Annotated in this window: 14 protein-coding genes; 8 read left to right on the top strand and 6 right to left on the bottom strand. The window is 66.4% G+C overall.

Annotated features, from left to right (window positions below; all coding sequences use genetic code 11):
* Position 1: 1 nt before the first annotated feature.
* Together VLI63_RS03950 and VLI63_RS03945 are read right to left on the bottom strand one after the other, a co-directional pair.
* Positions 2 to 1,054 carry an AI-2E family transporter gene (locus VLI63_RS03950; protein WP_409155608.1) on the bottom strand — a complete coding sequence of 351 codons (1,053 nt, stop codon included), beginning with the start codon at positions 1,052 to 1,054 and terminating at the stop codon, positions 2 to 4.
* A gap of 41 nt (positions 1,055 to 1,095) precedes the next feature.
* Entirely contained in the window at positions 1,096 to 3,048 is a 1,953-nt protein-coding gene (locus VLI63_RS03945) for a DivIVA domain-containing protein (RefSeq protein ID WP_409155607.1), read from the bottom strand.
* 333 nt (positions 3,049 to 3,381) lie between these two features.
* Here VLI63_RS03945 and VLI63_RS03940 point away from each other — a divergent pair, with 333 nt between their 5' ends.
* Both VLI63_RS03940 and VLI63_RS03935 read left to right on the top strand, forming a co-directional pair.
* A complete protein-coding gene (locus VLI63_RS03940; protein ID WP_409155606.1) occupies positions 3,382 to 5,142 on the top strand; it encodes a hypothetical protein in 1,761 nt (586 codons plus the stop codon).
* A complete protein-coding gene (locus VLI63_RS03935; protein WP_409155605.1) occupies positions 5,139 to 6,059 on the top strand; it encodes a tetratricopeptide repeat protein in 921 nt (306 codons plus the stop codon). The genes VLI63_RS03940 and VLI63_RS03935 overlap by 4 nt, the downstream gene beginning before the upstream one ends.
* 212 nt (positions 6,060 to 6,271) lie before the next feature.
* Here VLI63_RS03935 and glgB read toward each other — a convergent pair whose 3' ends face one another.
* Together glgB and VLI63_RS03925 are read right to left on the bottom strand one after the other, a co-directional pair.
* Positions 6,272 to 8,584 carry a 1,4-alpha-glucan branching protein GlgB gene (gene glgB / locus VLI63_RS03930; RefSeq protein WP_409155604.1) on the bottom strand — a complete coding sequence of 771 codons (2,313 nt, stop codon included), beginning with the start codon at positions 8,582 to 8,584 and terminating at the stop codon, positions 6,272 to 6,274.
* Positions 8,585 to 10,561: a maltotransferase domain-containing protein gene (locus VLI63_RS03925; protein WP_409155768.1), complete on the bottom strand. Its 1,977-nt coding sequence runs from the start codon at positions 10,559 to 10,561 to the stop codon at positions 8,585 to 8,587. It abuts the gene before it with no gap.
* Positions 10,562 to 10,712: 151 nt separating this feature from the next.
* On the opposite strand from VLI63_RS03925, the gene glgP reads away from it, so the two are divergent.
* The 6 genes from glgP to VLI63_RS03895 all read left to right on the top strand — a co-directional run bounded on the left by glgP (position 10,713) and on the right by VLI63_RS03895 (position 17,867).
* Positions 10,713 to 13,271, top strand: a complete 2,559-nt coding sequence (gene glgP / locus VLI63_RS03920) for an alpha-glucan family phosphorylase (RefSeq protein ID WP_409155603.1) — start codon at positions 10,713 to 10,715, stop codon at positions 13,269 to 13,271.
* A 654-nt stretch (positions 13,272 to 13,925) separates the two neighbouring features.
* A complete protein-coding gene (locus VLI63_RS03915) occupies positions 13,926 to 14,492 on the top strand; it encodes an alternate-type signal peptide domain-containing protein (protein ID WP_409155602.1) in 567 nt (188 codons plus the stop codon).
* Positions 14,493 to 14,598: 106 nt separating this feature from the next.
* Positions 14,599 to 15,213, top strand: coding sequence for a hypothetical protein (locus VLI63_RS03910; RefSeq protein ID WP_409155601.1), 615 nt, complete (start codon positions 14,599 to 14,601; stop codon positions 15,211 to 15,213).
* Positions 15,210 to 16,520: an RICIN domain-containing protein gene (locus VLI63_RS03905; RefSeq protein WP_409155600.1), complete on the top strand. Its 1,311-nt coding sequence runs from the start codon at positions 15,210 to 15,212 to the stop codon at positions 16,518 to 16,520. The genes VLI63_RS03910 and VLI63_RS03905 overlap by 4 nt, the downstream gene beginning before the upstream one ends.
* Positions 16,520 to 17,218, top strand: a complete 699-nt coding sequence (locus VLI63_RS03900) for a hypothetical protein (RefSeq protein WP_409155599.1) — start codon at positions 16,520 to 16,522, stop codon at positions 17,216 to 17,218. Before VLI63_RS03905 ends, VLI63_RS03900 begins: the two co-directional genes overlap by 1 nt.
* Complete coding sequence (locus tag VLI63_RS03895; RefSeq protein ID WP_409155598.1) at positions 17,211 to 17,867, top strand: signal peptidase I; 657 nt, start codon at positions 17,211 to 17,213, stop codon at positions 17,865 to 17,867. The genes VLI63_RS03900 and VLI63_RS03895 overlap by 8 nt, the downstream gene beginning before the upstream one ends.
* 1 nt (position 17,868) lies before the next feature.
* On the opposite strand, the gene ybaK is transcribed toward VLI63_RS03895, so the two are convergent.
* On the bottom strand, positions 17,869 to 18,342 hold the full coding sequence (gene ybaK, locus VLI63_RS03890; RefSeq protein WP_409155597.1) for a Cys-tRNA(Pro) deacylase: 474 nt from the start codon (positions 18,340 to 18,342) through the stop codon (positions 17,869 to 17,871).
* Positions 18,339 to 20,429 (bottom strand): glycogen debranching protein GlgX, encoded by a 2,091-nt coding sequence (gene glgX / locus VLI63_RS03885; RefSeq protein WP_409155596.1) that lies wholly within the window; start codon positions 20,427 to 20,429, stop codon positions 18,339 to 18,341. The genes ybaK and glgX overlap by 4 nt, the downstream gene beginning before the upstream one ends.
* Positions 20,430 to 20,484: the final 55 nt, after the last annotated feature.

Raw genomic sequence — 20,484 nt, 5'->3', positions numbered from 1 at the left:
CTCAGAGCTCGTTCTGCCGGGGCACGACCACCTGGTCGATGATGAGCAGCACCGAGGCGGCCACGGGGATGGCGATGAGCGCACCGAGAATGCCGAGCAGCGCCCCGCCCGCAAGGGCGGCGATGACCACTATCGCCCCGGGCACCTTCACCGCACGGTTCATCACCCGCGGGTTGATGACGTATGCCTCGATCTGCATGTAGATCACGTAGTAGATGCCCACCCAGAGGGCCGGACCGGGCCCGGCGAGAAGCAGGGTGCTCAGGGTGATCAGGATGCTGCCCGAGAGCGTTCCGACGAGCGGCACGAGGGCGAACAGGAACGCGATGAAGGCGAACAGGGCCGGATACTTCGCTCCGAAGAGCTGCCCGATCGACAGGAAGAGGAAGCTGGCGACCCCGTTGGCGAGGGCGATGGTGCCCTGTCCCACCACGTACCGGCCGACCGATGCGCTGATCTGCTCCGCGAGGTCGGAGAAGCGGGCTCGTTTGGAGGCGGGAACGAGGCGGTACAGCCCGCGCTTCATGTTGGACAGTGAGGCGACGAAGTACAGGGTGAGGATCAGGATGATGACGAAGCCGGTCGCCCCACTCGCGATCCCGACGCCGACCGAAAGCAAGCCGCCGCCGATCGTCGACACGTTGTTGCGCAACCAGTTGCCGGACTGAGTGATCAAGTCGTTCAGGTTGATCCAGTCGGGAAGGCTCTTCTGGGTGTCCCTGATCCAGGTCGCCCTCGTAACCGTGGCGATGAAGTCTGGAAGGCTCGAGATGAGGTTGTTCACCTGGTCGACGATCACCGGCACAACGGCGAAGATGAGCCCGACGAAGACGGCGAGAATACCGATGAGCACCGTGAGAATCGCCAGCGACCGGGGGAACCTGTGGCGTTCGAGCCAGGAGACGGCCGGGTCGATGCCGAGGGCGAGGAACAGCGCCGCTCCGATGTAGGTGAGAATCGTCGACAGGGACGCCACCGCGCCACCGATGCCGACGGCGACGAGCACTCCCAGCCCGCCGAGCAGGCCGAGACGGAAGGCGTTTTGGATCTTCACTGCGACTCCCGTGAGTAGAAGAAGGGTTGCCCGTTCAGAGGCTACTTATCGGTTGCAACCTTCTCTGCCTGAGACAGTACCGTCCGGAGGCTCTCGAAGTAACCCGCCACGGCCTCGCGCTCGATGCGGATCTGGGACAGACGCTCCTCGGCATCCGCGACGAGATCTGCGGTGCGCTTGTCCGCATCCTTGACCATGGCCCTGGCGCGCGCCTCGGCGTTGGAGATGATCTCCGCCGCCTCGTTGCCCGAGCGATCGCGGAGCTCGCGGGCTTCGGCCTTGGCGTCCACATCGATCGCGTCTGCTTCCGCGCGCTTCTCCCCGGTGATCCGGATCGCATCGGCCAGCTGGGCATTCGCCTCGTCGAGGTACTTCTGGGTCTGGGCGACCGCCTCCTGGTGCTTCGCCAGGAACTCCTTCTCGGCCTCGTCCCGCCGGGCCTTCAGCTCCACGTCGAGATCGGTTCGCGCCTGCTCGGAGTCGAGGGCGAGACGGTTGCGCGCCTCGGCGGTGTCGTGGATGAGCGAGGCACGGGTCTGCTCGACCTCGCGGGTGACATCCGCGCGCAACTGCTCCACTTCGCGGGCGACATTGGTGCGTTGCTCTTCGACGTCGTGCTCCAGCTCGGCCCGCGCTGCGGCGAGTTCCGCCTCGAGTTTCGCGCGCGCCTCGGTGGTCTCCTGTTCGAGTTCGGCGCGAGCGCGCTTGACCTCGAGGGCGAGCTTGGCCTTGGCCGCCTTCGCGTCCTGCGTGATGGTGGCCGCGGCAGCGGAGCGATCCTGCTGCACCTTCGCCTGGGCTGCGGCGCTCTCCTGTTCGATGGCCGCGCGTGCGGCGGTGGTCTCCTGCTCGAGCGCATCCCGCGTCGTAGCGGTGTCGAGGGCGAGAGCATCGCGAGCGGCTGTGGTCTCCTGCTCGAGGGCGGCGCGTGCGGCGGCGGTCTCCTGCTCGAGCGCGACCCGATCCGCCTCCGTCTGCTGTTCGAGTGCCGTGCGCGCCGCCTCGGTCTCCTGTTCGAGGGCGATGCGTGCGGCGGTGGTCTCCTGCTCCAGGGCGGCGCGTGTCTCGGCGGTACGCCGGGCGAGGGCATTGTGGGCATCCGCCATCTCGCTCTCGAGCACATTGCGCTTCTCGGTGCTGTCGAGCTCGAAGGCGGTTCGCGCCTCGTCGATCTCGCGGGCCAGCTCGGCGCGCTGTGTCTCCGTCGAACGCTCCAGTTCGATGCGTGCCGCCTGGGTGTCCCGTTCGAGATCGGTGCGCTGCTGTTCGGTGTCGCGCGCCAGGTCGCCCCACTGCTTCTCGGCTTCGCTGGTGAACTCGGTGCGACCGAGCTCCGTCTCCCGGGCGAGCGCGGCGGCGGCATCCCGTGCCTCGCTCATCTCCCGCGTGGCGACGGCCTTGAGTTCTGCGGCCTCCCGCTCTGCCTCGGCACGAACGGCGGCGGATTCACGCTTGGCGGTGGCGCGGGCCTCTGCGGCCTCGGTGGCGACGGCACCCCGGATGGCGGCGGCGTCCCGCAGGGCGTCCTGCGTTATCGTCTCGGCTTCGGCGCGAGTGCGCTCCAGCAGCTCGGAGGCTTCGGAATTCGCCGAATCGAGGATGCGGCCGACCGTCGCGTGCGCGTCGGCCAGGCTCTTGTCGGCGCTCTCCATCGCGTCGGTGCGCAGCTTGGTGACCTCGGCCTGCACACCGCTCCGCAATTTCTCGGCATCGATGTCGGCCTGGCTGATGAGCCTCGTCGACTGTTCCTCGGCGACGCGGAGCGTGTTCTCGAGTTTGGTGCCGAGCCCGCTGTAGGTGGGACTGCCGGTCTCTTCGATCTCGGCCTGGAGGTCATCGACCGTCGCGTGAAGGCGTTTGAGCTCCTTGGCCGCCTCGGCCTTGTCGCTGTTGGCCTTGATCAGCTCGCGCCGGAGATCCTGGATCGCACTGTCCACCTCGTCGCGGTTGTACCCGCGCATCGCCGTGGTGAAGGTCTCGTCGTCAGTGGCCACGCTGTCTCCTCGTGAGTGATTTTGCCCGGGCGCGAACAGAGTCATGGCCGGAACCATCCGAGTTTAGCGTGAGAGTGCGGCCGCGCCCCGGCCCGTTTCGGGGGCCAGAACGCCCTGTTTACGGGGGTCTGGTGGCTATGGTGAGGCGGTTCTCAGGGTCGCTAGGCTATTCTTGAACGTCTTTGCCTGTTGCCACACGGACTTTTCAGTCAGTCCTACGGGCCTCTTGGCGTCACCCGATGTCGCCCTCCGCCGCTTGCGCGCTGGAGGCGGCGGTGTCGCGGGAGATGCCGACCGCCGGTCGCCCACGGCAACACGAGAGGAGTAACCAACGTGCGTTTCATCGCCGCGATCATCAGTTTTGTGATTGCATTCGGGCTCATCGCCTACGGTATCGCCCAGCGCACCGTGCTCGCCGAGGCCGACAGCATCACCGCCTCGGAGACCTTCACCACGAAGGCCCCGGTCACCATCGTCAACTCCTCGACGCTCAAGTCCCTTCCGGGCCGCCAGGAGATCCATGTCAGCGGCGCGAAGAAGATCTTCGCGGCCTATGGTCGCACCGACGACGTGTTGGCCTGGGTCGGTGATGCGAGTTACAACCGGGTCGGTTTCAACAGTGCCAAGTCGACGCTCACCTCTCGCCTCGTCGAAGGCAAGACCTCCCAGGTGCCCAACCCACAGGGCTCCGACCTCTGGCTCGACCAGTTCAGCGAGACCGACAGCCTCGACTTCACGGTGAACGTTCCCGACAACATCTCGGTGATCATCGTGTCCGATGGCACGAGCGCGGCTCCCAGCACCCTCTCCATCCGGTGGCCTCTCGACAACCGCACCCCGTGGTCCGGACCCCTGATCGTTGGCGGGATCGTGCTGCTGATCGTCGGTCTCGCTCTCTACCTCTGGGGTCTCGCGCACCTGCGCCGTTCTCGCGGACCCCGGAGGAAGACTCCCAAGATGCCCAAGGTCCCTCGCCAGCGCAGCTACCGGCCGCGCAAGCCGAAGGCCCTCGCGCCTACCGGTTCCCGCCGGTCCAACCGCAGGCGGATGGTCGCGATCGTGCCGGTTCTGCTGATCGGTGGCCTCACCCTCAGCGGATGCACGCCCGATTCGTGGCCCGACTTCGGGCCGGGCGCGGCATCTGCCACTCCGACTCCATCCGCCACGGCCGCTGCCGCCGATGTCTCGCCTCCCGCCGTGACGGTTCCCCAGTTGAGGGTGATCCTCGCTCGCATCTCGGCTGTCGCCGCCAAGGCGGATGCCGATAAGGACGTCGACCTGGCCAAGACCCGCTTCGACGGTGCGGCGCTCGACCTTCGCGCCGCGAACTACGCCATCCGCAAGGTGGATGACACGCAGGCCGCGCTCGCCGCCATCCCGGCCAGCAGTGCAACCGTGATCCTGCCGCAGCTGCAGGATGCCGGCAAATGGCCGCGGGTCGTCTTCACGGTCGTGCAGAACCCCACCGACAAGAAGGTGCCACCGGTGGGACTGATGCTCGAGCAGAAGACACCGCGATCCGACTACAAGGTCGAGTACGCGACTGCCCTCGAGGCCGGAGTGGTACTGCCCAAGCTGGCCGCGAAGGAGGTCGGTGCACCCCGCCTCGATCCCGATGTCAAGCTGCTCGAGCTTGCACCGTCCAAGATCGCACTCGCCTATGGCGACATTCTCGAGAAGGGTCCGACGAGCGAGTCCGCGAAGTACTTCGACACCTCCAATGACAAGCTCATCGGGCTGATCGGTCTCGAATACCGCAAGTCGCTTCAGGCGGCATTGCCGGCCACCGCAAAGATGGAATTCGCCAATAGCGTCGGTACCTACGACAGCATTTCGCTCGGCAGCAACGACTCGGGCGCCATCGTGGCGGTCAATCTCAACGAGACCGTGACGGTGACTCCGGTCGAAGCGGGTGCCGCGGTCAACCCAGAGGGGCAGGTGAAGTCGCTCTCCGGCGTCACCGGGTCCACCAAGGGCACGGTCGCGGTCTACAGCGATCAACTCTTGTTCTACGTCCCCAGTTCGACGAGCAAGGAGAAGATCTCCCTGCTCGGTTTCGCGACCGGTCTCACCTCGGCCAAGGAGCTCCCGTGACCTCGATTCCCCCCGCAAGCCGCGCCAACCTGCGCGGCGCCGTCGACCTCTCGTCCCTGGTGCGTCCGCCGGCGGCCCCAGCGGGGTCCGCTCCCGGGCCGGCGGCCTCGGTGCCGTCCCTCGTGGTCGAATCCTCCGATGCATCCTTCACTGCCATCCTCGATCTCTCGCAGACCGTTCCGGTGGTCGTCGAGCTGTACGTCGGTGAGCCATCGGCCACTCTCATCCGCGCCGTCACCTCGTACGCGGGTCGCCTCGTGCTCGCAACGGTGGATGCCGCGGCCAATCCCCAGCTGACGCAGGCCTTCCACGCTGCGGCCGCACCCACCGTCGCTGCGGTGGTCGGCGGACGCCCCATCGCACTCTATGAGGGCGAGCTGCCGGAGGCGGATGTGACGCAGGTGCTCGACCAGTTGCTGACTCTCGCCGCCCAACAGAACGTCACCGGCACTGTCGAGCCGCCGGAGCCGGGCGCGGAGCCCGCCGAGCCGGTCGAGGAACCGCTGCCGCCGCACCACCAGGAGGCGTACGACGCGATCGCCGCTGGGGACTTCGACACGGCCATCCGCGAGTACAAGACGGCCATCGCCCAGGACCCGCGTGATCAGCTCGCTGTGGCCGGGCTCGCACAGGTGTCGCTGCTCTCCCGCCTCGGCACCGCATCAGCGTCCGAGATCCGGGATGCCGCTGCTGCGGCTCCGACCGACCTCGACGCCCAGCTCGCCGTCGCCGACCTCGATACCTCCGGTGGGCACCTCGAAGACGCGTTCGGACGCCTTCTCGAACTATTCCCCACCCTCGACCAGCCGGGCAAGGATCGGGTCCGCACCCGCCTCCTCGACTTCTTCGAGATCGCCGGCGGGGATGACCCCCGCGTGGTCTCCGCTCGCCGTCGCCTGACGGGGCTGCTCTACTAGCTCGGCAACCCTGGAGCTACCGAGCTACCGAGCTACCGAGCTACCGAGCTACCGAGCCGCCGAGCGACTTAGCCACTCGGTGGCCGCCTTCGGCCGCGTTCAGCGCCCCGTGAGGAGCGATGTCGCCGCGTGACGTCGCCCAGAGCACCGCCGCGCGAAAAGACACCCGCGCCCATAAGTTCGGGCGCGGGTGTCACTCACTGCAGCGCCAGCTAGCGTCGCAGCTTGAGCCACAGGCCGGCCAGCGGCGGCAGGGTGACCTCCGCGGAGGCCGGACGACCGGCCCAGGGCGTGTCGGTGGCCTCGACCGCGCCGAAGTTGCCGACCCCCGAGCCGCCGTACTCCGAGGCATCCGTGTTGAGGATCTCGTCCCAGATGCCCGCGAACGGGAGCCCGACGCGATAGGGCCCGACGGTATTGCCGCCGAAGTTCATGAGCACCGCGATGGGGTTGCCGTGGTTGTCCCAGCGCAGGAACGACACGGCGTTGTGCTCGGCGTCACCCGCGTCGATCCATTCGAACCCGCCCGGGTCGTTGTCGCGAGACCACAGCGACGGCTGGTCGCGGTAGACCCGGTTCATCTGGCTGACCAGGGTGAGCAGTCCGCGGTGGATCGGCTGGTCGAGGATCCACCAGTCGAGCCCGCGCTCTTCGCTCCACTCCGAGGGCTGCCCGAATTCGGACCCCATGAACAACAACTGCTTGCCCGGATGCGACCACATGAACGCGAGATAGGCGCGCAGGTTCGCGAGCTTCTGCCACTGGTCGCCGGGCATCTTGTGCAGCAGTGACCCCTTGCCGTGCACGACCTCGTCGTGGCTGATCGGCAGCAGGAAGCTCTCGGTGAAGGCGTAGACCATGCTGAACGTGATCTCGTTGTGGTGGTAGGAACGGTACATGGGGTCTTCCTCCATGTACGAGAGGCTGTCGTGCATCCAGCCCATGTTCCACTTCAGGCCGAAGCCGAGGCCGGAACCGCCCGTCGGCTTCGTGACTCCCGGCCACGCTGTCGATTCCTCGGCGATCATCACGATGCCGGGGTTGCGCTTGTAGGCCGTGGCGTTCACCTCCTGAAGGAAGCTGATCGCCTCGAGATTCTCCCGCCCACCGTTGACGTTCGGCAACCAGTCATCCGCTTCGCGGGAATAGTCGAGGTAGAGCATCGACGCGACGGCATCGACCCGGAGGCCGTCGATGTGAAAGTCCTCGAGCCAATAGGTGGCGTTGGCGACGAGGAAGTTGCGCACCTGTGAGTCGCCGAAGTTGAACACCAGGGTGCCCCAGTCGCGCTGCTCGCCGCGCCGTGGGTCGGAGTGCTCGTACAGCGGCTGGCCGTCGAAGTTGGCCAGGGCCCATTCGTCCTTGGGGAAATGGGCCGGAACCCAGTCCATGATCACGCCGATGTCGGCCTGGTGGAGGCGGTCGATCAGGTAGCGGAGGTCGTCCGGATGCCCGAACCGGCTGGTCGGCGCGAAATAGCCGGTCACCTGGTAGCCCCACGAGCCGCCGAAGGGGTGCTCTGCCAGCGGCATGAACTCGACGTGGGTGAACGCTGTCTCCTGCAGGTAGGGGATCAGCTCGTCCGCCAGCGTGCGATAGTCCAGGCCGGGGCGCCACGATCCGACATGAAGTTCGTAGACGCTCATCGGGGAATTGTGCGGATCGCGCTCGGCCCGCCGACGCATCCACTCGGAGTCGCCCCATTCGTAGAGTGTCTGGCCCACCTTCGACGCGGTCGCCGGGGGCACCTCGGTGTAGCGGGCCATCGGGTCGGCGCGCTGCACCCAGCGACCGTCCGCGGTGAGGAGCTCGAACTTGTAGGAGGTGCCGGGAGCGAGCCCGGGCACGAAGAGCTCCCAGACGCCGTTGTCGTCGAGGCGACGCATGGCGTGGCCGAGGCCGTACCAGCCGTTGAAGTCGCCGAGCACGCGAGCGGCCCTGGCGTGCGGTGCCCAGACCGAGAAGCTCGTGCCGGCCACATCCTCGTGCGGCCGGAAGTGTGCGCCGAACACCTGCCAGAGCTGCTCGTGGCGGCCCTGGCCCCAGAGGTAGAGGTCGATCTCTCCCACCGAGGAGACGAACCGGTACGGGTCATCCGTCACCCAGTCCGGTCCGTTCGAGTAGGTCGTCTCGACCTGGTAGGCCTGACCGACGCCGGGCGCGTATCCCTGCCAGAGGCCGTCGGAGAGGTGGCTGAGTGCTACGCGGCTTCCGTCGGCACGGATCGCGGTCACCGAATCCGCCAGCGGACGGATGACGCGGATGACGAAGCCGTCTCCGAGCGCATGCTGGCCGAGGGTCTCGTGCGGGTGGGGGTGACGGCCCTCCACCAGCGCCGCGATGTGATCGGGGTGCAGCGTCGGGAGGGTCGGAACGACGGCGCTGGCGGCCGCCTTCGTCGACACCTTCTTGGCGGCGGGTTTCTTCGCGGCCGGTTTATTCTCCGCGGGGGCCTTCACCGCTTTGTCCGCCGGTACTTTAGCCGCGGGCGTCTTCTTGGGGGGAGTGGACGGGTCCTTCGCCATTTACTTGCCTCTCGGGAGTTCGACACGCAGGATGTGCACGGGTTCGACAAAGGCGTCGAGCCGCACGAAGTTCTGCTGGCCCCAGGTGAATTTCTGCCGGGTGATGAGGTCGGTCACCTCGAACGGCTCGTCCGGATCGACACCGAACCGGGTGGGATCGAGGTAGACGGTGGTCTCCCGGGCCGAATGCGGATCCAGGTTGGCGACGACGATGATGGCATCCCCCCGGCCGGAGCGGGTGAACGATCCGTCGAGGTACTTGCTGTAGACGAGAATCGACTCGTCGTCGCTCCAGTGGATGTCCAGATTGCGCAGTTGGCGCAGGGCCGGATGCTCCGCCCGGATCTTGTTCAACTGGGTGATGTACGGCGCGAGGGACTTGCCCGCAGCCTCCGCGGCTCCGAAGTCCCGCGCCTTGTACTGGTATTTCTCGTTATCGATGTTCTCTTCGGAGCCGGGTCGGGCCACGTTCTCGAACAACTCGTACCCGGCGTAGACGCCCCAGCTCGGCGATGCCGTCGCCGCGAGCGCCGCGCGGATCTTGTAGGCCGGCGGCCCCCCGAACTGCAGGAACTCGGTGAGGATGTCCGGGGTGTTGACGAAGAGGTTCGGGCGGAAGTACGCCGAGTGCTCATGTGAGATCTCGGTGAAGAACTCCTCGAGCTCCACCTTGGTGTTGCGCCAGGTGAAGTAGGAATAGGACTGCTGGAATCCGGCCTGTCCGAGCGAATACATCATGGCGGGCCGGGTGAACGCCTCGGCGAGGAAGACCACGTCGGGGAATTCCGAGTTCACCTGGTGCAGCATCCATTCCCAGAACTGCAGTGGCTTGGTGTGCGGGTTGTCCACCCGGAAGATGTTCACTCCGAGCCCGATCCAGTACTTGACGATGCGCAAGACCTCGGTGCGGATGCCGATGGGATCGTTGTCGAAGTTGATCGGGTAGATGTCCTGGTACTTCTTCGGCGGATTCTCCGCATAGGCGATCGACCCGTCCGGCAGGGTGGTGAACCACTCGGGGTGTTCGACGACCCAGGGATGGTCGGGCGAGCACTGCAAGGCGAGGTCGAGGGCCACTTCCAGGCCGTTCTTCTTCGCCGTATCGACGAAGGCTTCGAAGTCCTCCACGGTGCCGAGGTCGGGATGGATGGCGTCATGCCCGCCGTCGTTCGACCCGATGGCCCAGGGGGATCCGGGATCCTGCGGGCCCGGGTTCAGCGTGTTGTTCGGTCCCTTGCGGAAGCTCACGCCGATCGGGTGGATCGGAGGAAGGTAGATCACGTCGAAGCCCATTCCGGCGACGTTGGGAAGACGGCGCGCGGCGGTGCGGAACGTGCCGCTCGTCCAGCTGCCGTCCTTGCCCTGTCTCGCCCCCTCCGAGCGCGGGAAGAACTCGTACCAGCTGCCGGCACCGGCGCGGGTGCGTTCGACCCGCACCTCGAGCGGAAGGCTCAGCGTGGTGAGGCTCGCGAGTGGCTTCTTCTCGATCTCGGCCGTGACCCGGGGATCGAGCGCCACCTCGAATCGTGCGGCGGGCGACAGGCTCTTGGTCCCCATCACCTTTGCCGCATCCTTCAGGATCTTGTTGGTGGGATCCGCTTTCACCGCGCGTGCGAGAAGGCCGGTGCCCATCAGGAGCATGAGTGTGACGTCGATGCCCGCCGGAATCTTGATGTCGGCGTTATGGAGCCAGGTCGCCCAGTCGTCGTTCCAGGCCTGAACGCTGTAGACCCAGGTGCCCTGCACATCGAGGAGGACTTCGACCTCCCAGCGGTCGAAGCCGACACCGACCTCGTGCATCCGGTGCTTCGACTGGACGCCCTCGGGCGTGGAGAGGAGGAGGTCGACACCCAGGATGTCGTGTCCCTCCTTGAAGACGGTGGCCTGGAACGGCACCACCTCGCCCACGAAGGCTTTCGCTGGCCAGTTATTGTCGGGCTGCTGAGGAGCGAGCTCCCGAATCGGAATGCGGCCCATCTTTGGTTCGTAGACATTGGTCACTGTTCGACCGTACCGGCTCTGCAAAAGAATCTCTCCCCCCTTGACTCCTGTGCCGCTCCCCGCGTTTTTGTGGAAACGGTTGCAGCCCCGTCTCCAATCCTTAACTTTCTGCCCCTAGGGTGTAACGGTGAAGGCTATCCGTCGTTTTACCGTCCGCACCGTTCTCCCCGAGGTTCTTGCACCGCTGGAGGAGCTCGCTACCAATCTCCGCTGGTCCTGGCACCTCCCGACCCGGCGCCTGTTCGAAGACATCTCGCCCGAACTGTGGGAGTCGAGCGCGCACGACCCCATCGGCCTCCTCGGCGAGATCGAGCCGGCCCGCCTGCAGGAGCTCGCCGCCGACCAGGCTTTCGTCGACCGGGCCGCGAACCTTGCTCAGGACCTGCACACCTACCTCACCGAGCCGCGCTGGTACCAGCAGACGGTGACGGATGCCGCCCCCAAGGCGATCGGTTACTTCTCGCCCGAGTTCGGCATCGCCGCTGCTCTTCCGCAGTACTCCGGCGGTCTCGGCATCCTCGCCGGCGACCACCTCAAGAGCGCCTCCGACCTCGGAGTGCCGATCATCGGTGTCGGACTGTTCTACCGCTCCGGCTACTTCGCCCAGTCCATCTCCCCGGACGGCTGGCAGCAGGAGTCCTATCCCGTGCTCGACCCCGACGGGCTGCCGCTCTCGGTCTTGCGTCACCCGGATGGCACCGCGGCCCAGGTCGCCCTCGCGCTCCCCGGAGGGCGCGCGCTCTACGCGCGCATCTGGCAGGTCGCCGTCGGGCGTATCCGCCTGCTGCTGCTCGACACCGACATCCCGGAGAACGAGGATGCGTTGCGCTCGGTCACCGACCGCCTCTACGGCGGCGGCGGCGAGCATCGCCTGCTGCAGGAGCTGCTGCTCGGCATCGGTGGCGTGCGCGCCATCAAGCTCCTCACCGAGTTGACGGATGCGGATGCCCCCGAGCTGTTCCACACCAATGAGGGCCACGCCGGATTCCTCGGCCTGGAGCGCATCAGTGACCTCATCGGTGAGGGCCTGTCCTTCGACGAGGCCCTGCAGGTCGTGCGCGCGGGCACCGTGTTCACGACCCACACGCCGGTGCCGGCCGGCATCGACCGGTTCGACTCCTCGCTGGTGCAGCAGTACTTCTCCACCGATCTGCTTCCCGGTGTCGAGGTAGACGATGTGCTCGCCCTCGGCTCCGAGAACTACGAGGGCGGTGCGGCCAACACCTTCAACATGGCGGTGATGGGACTTCGTCTCGGGCAGCGTGCCAACGGCGTCTCGCAGCTGCACGGTGAGGTGAGTCGCGGAATGTTCGGGGCGCTGTGGCCCGGCTTCGACGCCGACGACGTGCCGATCACCTCGGTGACGAACGGCGTGCACGCGCCCAGCTGGACCGACCCCTCACTCGTGGCGCTCGCCGCCGACCGTCTCGGCACCTCCGACACGACGACTGCAGACTGGGCCTCCGAAGCGGTGAGCGACGCAGACCTGTGGAATGTCCGCAACGGCATGCGCCAGCAACTGGTGACCGATGCCCGCTCCCGCGTCTCCGACGCCTGGGGAGAGCAGAACCCCGGCATCGGTGATCCGTCCTGGTTCTCGCAGCTTTTGGATCCCGATGTGCTGACGATCGGGTTCGCTCGTCGCGTTCCCACCTACAAGCGCCTCACGCTGATGCTCCACGACCCGGAACGCCTGCGTTCCATCCTGCTCTCCAAGGAACACCCGGTTCAGATCGTGATCGCGGGCAAGTCGCATCCCGCCGATGACGAGGGTAAGCGCCTCATCCAGAAGCTGGTGGAGTTCTCCCAGGAGCCGGAGATCCGCAAGCGCATGGTCTTCCTTCCCAACTACGACATAGCGATGGCCCAGTTGCTTTACCCGGGCACGGATGTCTGGCTGAACAACCCCCTTCGCCCGCTCGAAGCCTGCGGCACCTCCGGCATGAAGGCGGCGCTCAACGGCTCGCTCAACCTGTCCATCCTGGATGGCTGGTGGGCCGAGTTCTACGACGAGGAGAACGGCTGGGCCATCCCCAGCGCCGACTCTGCCGGAGATTCCGCCGAGCGCGACAAGCTCGAGGCCGACTCCATGTACGACCTGATCGAGCACCAGATCGCCCCGCGGTTCTATGACCGTGGTGCCGATGGTGTGCCGACGCGGTGGGTGGAGTCGATCCGCCACACGCTGTCGACACTGTCGTTCGAACTTTCGGCCGACCGCATGGTGCGCGAGTACGTGCAGCGGCTCTACGTGCCATCCGCCGTCGCGCATCGCACGATCTCGGCCGACAACTACGCTCCGGCACGCGCCCTCGCCGCATGGAAGTCGAAGGTCACGGCGGCCTGGCCCCACGTATCGGTCGCGCACGTGGAATCCGGCGGAGTGGATGCCGTGCCGCAGGTCGGCGACGAGCTGCACGTGCGCGCCCACGTCAACCTGGCCGGACTGACGCCCGCGGACGTGTCGGTGGAGGTCGTCTACGGGCGCGCCAGGGAGAACGACCGCCTGGAGAACCCGCACAGTGTGGAACTCACGCCCTCGCCCACCGTCGGTGATCCGGCACAGTTCGCCGGCACTGTCACGCTCTCGCGGGCAGGCAGCTTCGGTTACAACGTACGTGTGGTGCCGCGCCATCCGCTGCTGGCGAGCCCGGCGGAACTCGGGTTGATCGCCGTCGCGTCGTGACGCTCGGACGGCAATAACCGTGCCACAGCGCCCCCGGCGAATCGCCGGGGGCCCTGTCGCTGTTCGGTGATCCGCCCTTGGGTCGCCCCGGAGCCGCTTTCCGCGGGCGCCGCGCGCGGCTGAGGGCGGACTCGGAGGCCGACACCCCGTGCGCGTGATCGCGACTCACGGAACATCCGTCGGAGGTCCGCTGCGGGACTGGCGCGCCGAAAAATCCATGCATACGCACCTACCCCTCCGGATGTCCGTTGTACCCGGCGGACCCAGACGTGTACCCCACTGCCAAGAGTGGCGGAATGCCAAAATTGCGGATTCCGTTGAATCCGCAAAGATCGGGTGCCTATTTCATCGTTTTCTGAGCATCCAACGATTATTTGAGTGGCGATTCCGGTATATCGCTGTGCCCTACTCTGGGGGTGCATGGAGGATAGACAACTTGGTCTGTCCTACGTAGTCTTCTTTATGGGGAAGGTGCCCGACGGAAACCGCAAGGTGAAACCGGAGGGCAGGACAGCCGGTCGGTCTCATCGATCCGGCCACACAGACTCGGGGCATCGTGCCGATCACGACGCTCCTGCCGCGCTGCGGCACAGAACAACCGGCGAGCTTCGGCGCGCCCCACCCGACATCAACGGTGTCGCGAAAGGAACGAAAATGAACAAGCTCTTCAAAGGTGCAATCGCCGGCGCAGCTGGTGTCGCCCTCCTCCTCGGCGGTGCAGGCACCTTCGCCCTCTGGAACTCGAGCGCGACGGTCACCGGCGGAAACATCGTCGCGGGCAACCTGCTCGTCGCCGACTCCGGCACCGCCGGCACCTGGACCGCGAACGGAACCACGATCACCCTCGCAACCTTCAAGGCCGTCCCCGGTGACGTGCTCAAGTTCACCAAGACCGTGAACGTCACCGCATCGGGCAACAACCTGGTCGCGACCCTCGGACTCGGAACGGCTTCGATCACGGGAGCCACCACTGCAGCAGCCGACACCGCTCTCGCCGGCTACCTCACCGCGAACACCGTTCTCGGTGCTACCGGCTCGGCCATCACCGGAGCCGGCCCGACCTACACGGTCACCCCCGGAACCGCCGGCATCGCGTCCTCCCCGGTCACCGTCACGGCGACCATCACCTTCCCGAAGTCCACCACCGCCGGCGCCGAGAACGACGCCAAGCTCGGCTCGGTGAACCTCAACAACCTGACGGTCACTCTCACCCAGAACTAGTCAGACCCGCGCAGGTGCCCACCACCCGAAGGTGGGCACCTGTGCGAGTGGCCTCGGCCGTATTCACTCCTCACATTCACAACATTCGGAAAGGGCGGTGCCACTGATGACTACTCTCACCGGCACCGCCCCTTCCCGTGGGGGACGACATGTCGCCCGCCGCAGCATCCGCACCCTGTTCTCGGTGCGCTCGATGGTCACGACGACCTTCGCCCTCATCCTCGCCATCGGCCTCGCCGGTGTCGCCACCGGTGGCACCTACGCCCAGTGGAACAAGTCGCAGGCCACGGCATCCAACGGGGCGATCTCCGCCGGATCTGCTGACCTCACGGTTTCGACAGCCCTTGCGATGCCCACGACGGCGATGTACCCGGGCGCGGTGCTCTACGGTTCGGCCGTACTGACTAACACGGGAACGATCCCTCTCACCCTCCGCACCAGCGGCCTCGCCGTGCCGACCTCCACCCCCTTCACGCAGGCACTCAGCTTCGGATTCGCCACCGCATCGACCGCGGCGAACTGCAGCGCGGGGACCGTGACATCCGCGTGGGTCTACAGCACCTTCGCTGCCCCCTCGGTTGCTACCATCGGAACAGCACTCCCCGTCGGCCAGTCGTCGGTTCTCTGTGTCTCCGTGAAGTTCTCGGGTTCGCCGGCCAACTCCACTCAGGGGCAGAGCGCACTGAACTTCACTGCCACCATCGACGGGATCCAGAATTGAGTACGCCAGGCTCTTCACGTCGCGCGGCGCGCATCCGGGTTCCCCGGGGTGCGATCATTGCGGGGCTCACGGCATTCCTCGTTCTCGCCAGCACCGGCATCGCGGCAGCCGTGTGGACCTCTGCGTCATCGTCGCTCGGCGGCACCGTTTCGGCCGGCACCCTGTCCGTCACCATCGCGCCGACGGATGTCGCCAACCTCAGCGCGATCTATTCGCCCTCGGTGCTCTCCCATACCGCCGCCATGCCCGTCACCAACTCCGGTACCGTGCCGGCGGACTACACCGTCGAGGTGAAGGCTGCCGCGAACGGACTCTCGAACGCGACCACGCTCAGCGGCTGGCTCGTCACGACCGCCTCACAGTGCACCGCGACCTCCGCCGTGGGAACCCAGTCGGGCAGCGCAGTGCTCTCCACCGGGCTCTCGACGACAGATTCCGTTGCCGTCGGCGCCGTCGACATCTTCTGTGTGCGAACCACGATCCCCGCGACCTATGCTACGACCGTAGGACCCGCGTCGATTCCGACCGTGACTCTCTCCTACTCCCAGGGTTCGTGGAACGGCAGTTCTTCCGCTACGGCGACCCAGACGGTAGCCGATACCGTCGCGCCGACCACGCCGGGACGACCCGCAGCGTCCGCGACTTCCGCGGCAAAGACGACCCTCACCTGGGCGGCCTCGACCGACAACGTGGCCGTCGCGAGCTACGACGTCTACCGGGGTGGCACGCTCCTGGGCTCTGTCGCGGCACCGACCGTCTCTTTCACCGACACGGGACTCACCGGCGGCACGAGGTATTCGTACACGGTGAAGGCCCGGGATGCGGCGGGTAACGTCTCGGCGGCATCCTCCTCCCGGAGTGTGACCACGACGGCCTTCGACACCTCGGTCAACTACCAGGTCAAGTTCACCTCGGCAAACCTCTGCGTCGACGGGGGAGTCTCACCCGGGGCTAACGGCAACAATCTCGTGACGCTGGCCTGTCAGACCGGTCGAAGCCAGACCTGGCAGTTTGTGAACGTCTCCGGCGCGGACTACAAGATCTTCTCCACCGCGACTCCGAATCTCGTCTGGGATATCAGCGGAGCGAGCACGACCGATGGCTCGTCGGCAATCACCTGGAACTGGTCCGGCAACAACAACCAACTCTGGACCATCACCTCCGAGGGCAACGGAAAGGTGCACGTCACCAGCGTCAACAGCGGAAAGTGCCTGGCCCTCAAGAGCAACACCGCCGGGACCCAGGTGCAGCAGTACACCTGCGATGGCACCGCGACCCAGACCTTCACGCTGACGCAGGTGCCGTGATGCGCTCGCGAATCGCAGCCGTCGCGGCGATGGTCGCCGTCGCATCCGCCCTCGTGCTCGGGGGAACGGTTGCCCCAGCATCCGCTGCTGCGGACGGCGTGTTGGTGAGTCGTGACGGCGTCACCTTCGCTCCGACCCTCGACGGCGGGCTCTTCGACGGGGCCGGGATGCTCGTTCCGGGGCAGTCCGTGAGTCGCTCGCTCTACATCCGCAATCCCTCCGGCTCGGCCTCCGCGCTGCGGGTGAGTATCCGAAACCTCGTGTCCACCTCGACGGTGTTCGCCGAGGGAGTGAGTCTCAGCTCGCTCGATTCGGTGCCCGGCTCGACACCGGTATCCCAGGCTCTGTCGACCCTCTCGCCCTGTGACGTGGTGAGCAGCGCAGCGTCCATCGCCGCGGGAGACACCGTGAAGCTCACGCTGACCTTCACCATGGCCGATCTCACCGCCAGCGTTGCTCAATCGGACCGGGCATCCCTCGACCTGATGGTCGCAATGCGGGATGCCGCGGCGGGCGCCTTCTCCGGATCGGCGTGCCGCGACGACGGCACCCTGCTCGCCAACACCGGCAGCTTTCGCACTGTCGCCTTCACGGGTGGCTCCCTGCCCGTGCCTCTGATCGCGGCTGGCGGTCTGCTGCTCGGAGTGGGAATGTTCCTGATTGTGGCCCGTCGTCGGCGACAATCAGAGGATGACTGACCACTCGAACCCAGACGGTGAATCCGCCGCGGGCGATCCGCCGCGGCGACCCCGCTCGGGCCCGCGTCGTGCCGACAGGGAGAAGGGCCTCGGCCATTACCTCGGCCTCGCGCTGAGCGGTGCCGTCCTCATCCTCGTGCTGGCGCTCGCGGCCCTGGTCGTCGTCATCCCGAAGCTGGCCGGGGGCATCCCGCTCACGGTCCTCACCAGCTCGATGATTCCGGGCTTTCCCCCGGGAACTCTGATCGTCGACGTGCCGGTGAAGACCGACGAGCTGAGAATCGGGGATGTCGCGACCTACCAGATCGTCTCGGGCAAGCCCGGCGTCATCACCCATCGCATTATCGCCATCCACAACGATTCGAACGGCACCCGCACCTTCCAGTTCAAGGGCGACAACAACAGCCAGCCCGATCCGGGGGAGATCCTCGCCGACCAGGTGAGGGGGCGGGTCTGGTATTCGCTTCCCTACTTCGGCTATGTCAATAATGCTGTCAACGGGGAGAACAGGACCTGGATCGTACCGGTCGTCGCCGGGCTGCTCTTCGCCTATGCGGCCTATACGGTGGCGACGGCGATCGCCTCAGCGCGTCGGCAGAAGCGCCGGAGAGCCCGCCGCACGGCATCCTCGCCGCCCAGCGCGCCGTGACTCAGTCGCGGGCGATGGGCGCGAGTCGAGCTGCCGTCGCCCGCACCAGGTCCTCCGGTGCGAGCTCGAGGTCGAATCCGCGGCGACCACCGGAGACGAAAATGGTGTCGAACAGCTCTGCGGTCTCGTCGAGCACTGTGCGCACCGCGGTCTTCTGACCGATCGGACTGATGCCGCCGACCACGTAGCCGGTGCGCCTCTCGGCCAGAGCGGGGTCCGCCATTGCCGCCTTCTTGCCCCCGAGCGCGCTGGCGAGAGCCTTGAGATCGAGTCTGCCGGAGACCGGCACGATCGCAACGGCAAGGCTGCCATCGACATCCGCAAGCAGCGTCTTGAAGACCCGTTCCGGCTCGATTCCGAGCACGGCCGCAGCCTCGAGTCCGAAGGAGGTGTTGGCGGAATCGTGCGCGTATTCGTGCTCGATGAAGGCGATCCCGAGAGCCGAAAGCGCCGAGGTCGCGGGGGTCGCGGTCACGACGAGTGTGCGAGGAACAACTGCATCGAGGCGGGGGCCAGTGTCAACTCCGAGCCGGGGGCGTGGGTCTCGGCCTCGGCGTCGTCATCCGCACTGTTCCAGAGCAGCTCATAGGATTCCACGCCCTCGTGCAGGGGCAGGCAGACCGTCTCCGGAGCTTCCAGTCCGTGCACGATGAGCAGGATGCGGTTGAACTCCTCGAACTCGGGAGTGGATGCCGCCAGGTACTGCAGGGTGCGTTCCTTGGGTGAATCCCAGTCCTCGATCGACATCGAGAGTCCCTCTTTGTTGAACCAGTCCATCTGGGTGGCCGATGGCACGGTCTCTCCGAAGATTCCGAAGCGGATCGGGCGCAGCGCCGGGTTCGCCCGGCGCAGCCCCAGCAGCTTCTGGGAGACCAGCAGCAGCTCATCCTGCCAGTCCTCACGCTCCCAGGGCAGCCACGTCAGCTCACTGTCATGACAGTAGGCGTTGTTGTTCCCCCGCTGGCTGCGACCGAATTCGTCACCGGCCGTGATCATCGGCAGGCCAGCCGAGAGCAGCAGGGTGCCGAGCAGGTTGCGGATCGCCTTCTCGCGCGCCGAGAGGATCGTCGCGTCGTGGGTCGGGCCCTCCACCCCGTAGTTGAACGAATGGTTGTTGTCCGTGCCGTCGCGGTTGTTCTCGCCATTGCCCAGATTGTGCTTCTGGTTGTAGGCGGTGAGGTCCGCGAGGGTGAAACCGTCGTGCGCGGTGACGAAGTTGACGGAGGCGAGCGGGCCGCGCTCCTGGGAGAAGACCCCCTTCGAGCCGGAGAGCTTCGACGCGAGCTGGCCGATCCCGATCGGGGCAACCCCCTCGGCCCGTGCCGCTCCGATGTCGGTCAGCCAGAAGTTGCGGGTGCGGTCACGGTAGTCGTCGTTCCACTCCGACCACGGTTCGGGGAAATTGCCGACCTGCCAGCCGCCCATCCCCACGTCCCAGGGTTCCGCGATCATCTTCACGCCCCGCAGCTCCGGGTCGGTGACGATGGCCTCGATGAGCGGATGATGCGGATCGAACTCCACCCGTTCGTCACGACCGAGGGTTGCGGCGAGGTCGAACCGGAAGCCGTCGATCTGTACTTCGTTGGCCCAGTACCGCAGCGAATCGAGCACGAGCCGCTGGGCGGCGGGTTGGGCGAAGTTCACGGTGTTGCCGCATCCGGTCACGTCGATGTAGTTGCCCCTGGAGTCCTGCCGATAATAGGAGGCATTGTCGAGGCCACGAAGGGACGTGGTCGGCCCCTCCTTGCCTTCCTCGGCGGTGTGGTTGTAGACCACGTCGAGCACGACCTCGAGGCCGGCTTCGTGAAGCAGTTTCACCATGCCTTTGAACTCCCGCAACACCGCGCCGGTGCCACCGAACTGTGCCTCGCGCGAGGCGTACTGCGCGTGGGGAGTGAAGAAGTTGAGGGTGTTGTAGCCCCAGTAGTTGCTGAGGCCCTGTTTGATGAGCCGCTGTTCGCTCACGAACTGGTGCACGGGCAGCAGTTGGATCGTCGTGACGCCGAGGTCCTTGAGATAGCTGATGGCCGTGTCGTGGGCAAGCCCCGCATAGGTGCCACGAAGCTCCTCCGGCACGGCCGGGTTGAGCTTCGAGATGCCCCGGGCGTGCGCTTCGTACAGCACGGTGTGGTCGAGCGGCACCTGGGGTTTGGTCGTGCCGTTCCAGTCGAAATCGTCGTCTTGCACGTACGAGCGCCAGTCCCCGGATGCCGTGCGGGCAAGGCCGCGGGCGTAGGGGTCGATGAGGTGCACGGCGGGATCGAAGCGGTGGGTCGGTCCGGTCGGTCCGGTCGCCCGCAGGGAATATCGAGTGCCGGCCACCAGGTTGGGCGAGGTGCCCCACCAGACGTCGCCGTCATCCTTCTGCAACTGGATGCTCTCGGCGACCCAGTTCGGGTCCTTGTTTCCGAAGATGCAGAGCTCGATGGCGGTGGCACTGGCCGACCAGACCCGCAGCACGCCGCCGGTGGAGGTCGCCCGGACACCGAGGTCGCGAAGCGGATCTGAGAGGGGCGCAACCGTCGAAATCGGCGAGTCGACGGTCGGATCGGTCACAGGCATGCGTTCTAGAGTAGAGACTCCGTGAGTCGTGCAGGTTACGGCGTGTGCGCAACTG

Origin of the sequence: Lacisediminihabitans sp. H27-G8 (assembly GCF_046156175.1) — a bacterium.
Classification (GTDB): domain Bacteria; phylum Actinomycetota; class Actinomycetes; order Actinomycetales; family Microbacteriaceae; genus Lacisediminihabitans.
This window is presented reverse-complemented; position numbering and strand designations above follow the sequence as displayed.

Coding starts and splice junctions, on each gene's coding strand:
- glgB (WP_409155604.1), bottom strand. CDS start 8,584: ATGGCGAAGGACCCGTCCACTCCCCCCAAGAAGACGCCCGCGGCTAAA.
- VLI63_RS03925 (WP_409155768.1), bottom strand. CDS start 10,561: ATGGGCCGCATTCCGATTCGGGAGCTCGCTCCTCAGCAGCCCGACAAT.
- VLI63_RS03915 (WP_409155602.1), top strand. CDS start 13,926: ATGAACAAGCTCTTCAAAGGTGCAATCGCCGGCGCAGCTGGTGTCGCC.
- VLI63_RS03910 (WP_409155601.1), top strand. CDS start 14,599: ATGACTACTCTCACCGGCACCGCCCCTTCCCGTGGGGGACGACATGTC.
- VLI63_RS03900 (WP_409155599.1), top strand. CDS start 16,520: ATGCGCTCGCGAATCGCAGCCGTCGCGGCGATGGTCGCCGTCGCATCC.
- VLI63_RS03895 (WP_409155598.1), top strand. CDS start 17,211: ATGACTGACCACTCGAACCCAGACGGTGAATCCGCCGCGGGCGATCCG.
- glgX (WP_409155596.1), bottom strand. CDS start 20,429: ATGCCTGTGACCGATCCGACCGTCGACTCGCCGATTTCGACGGTTGCG.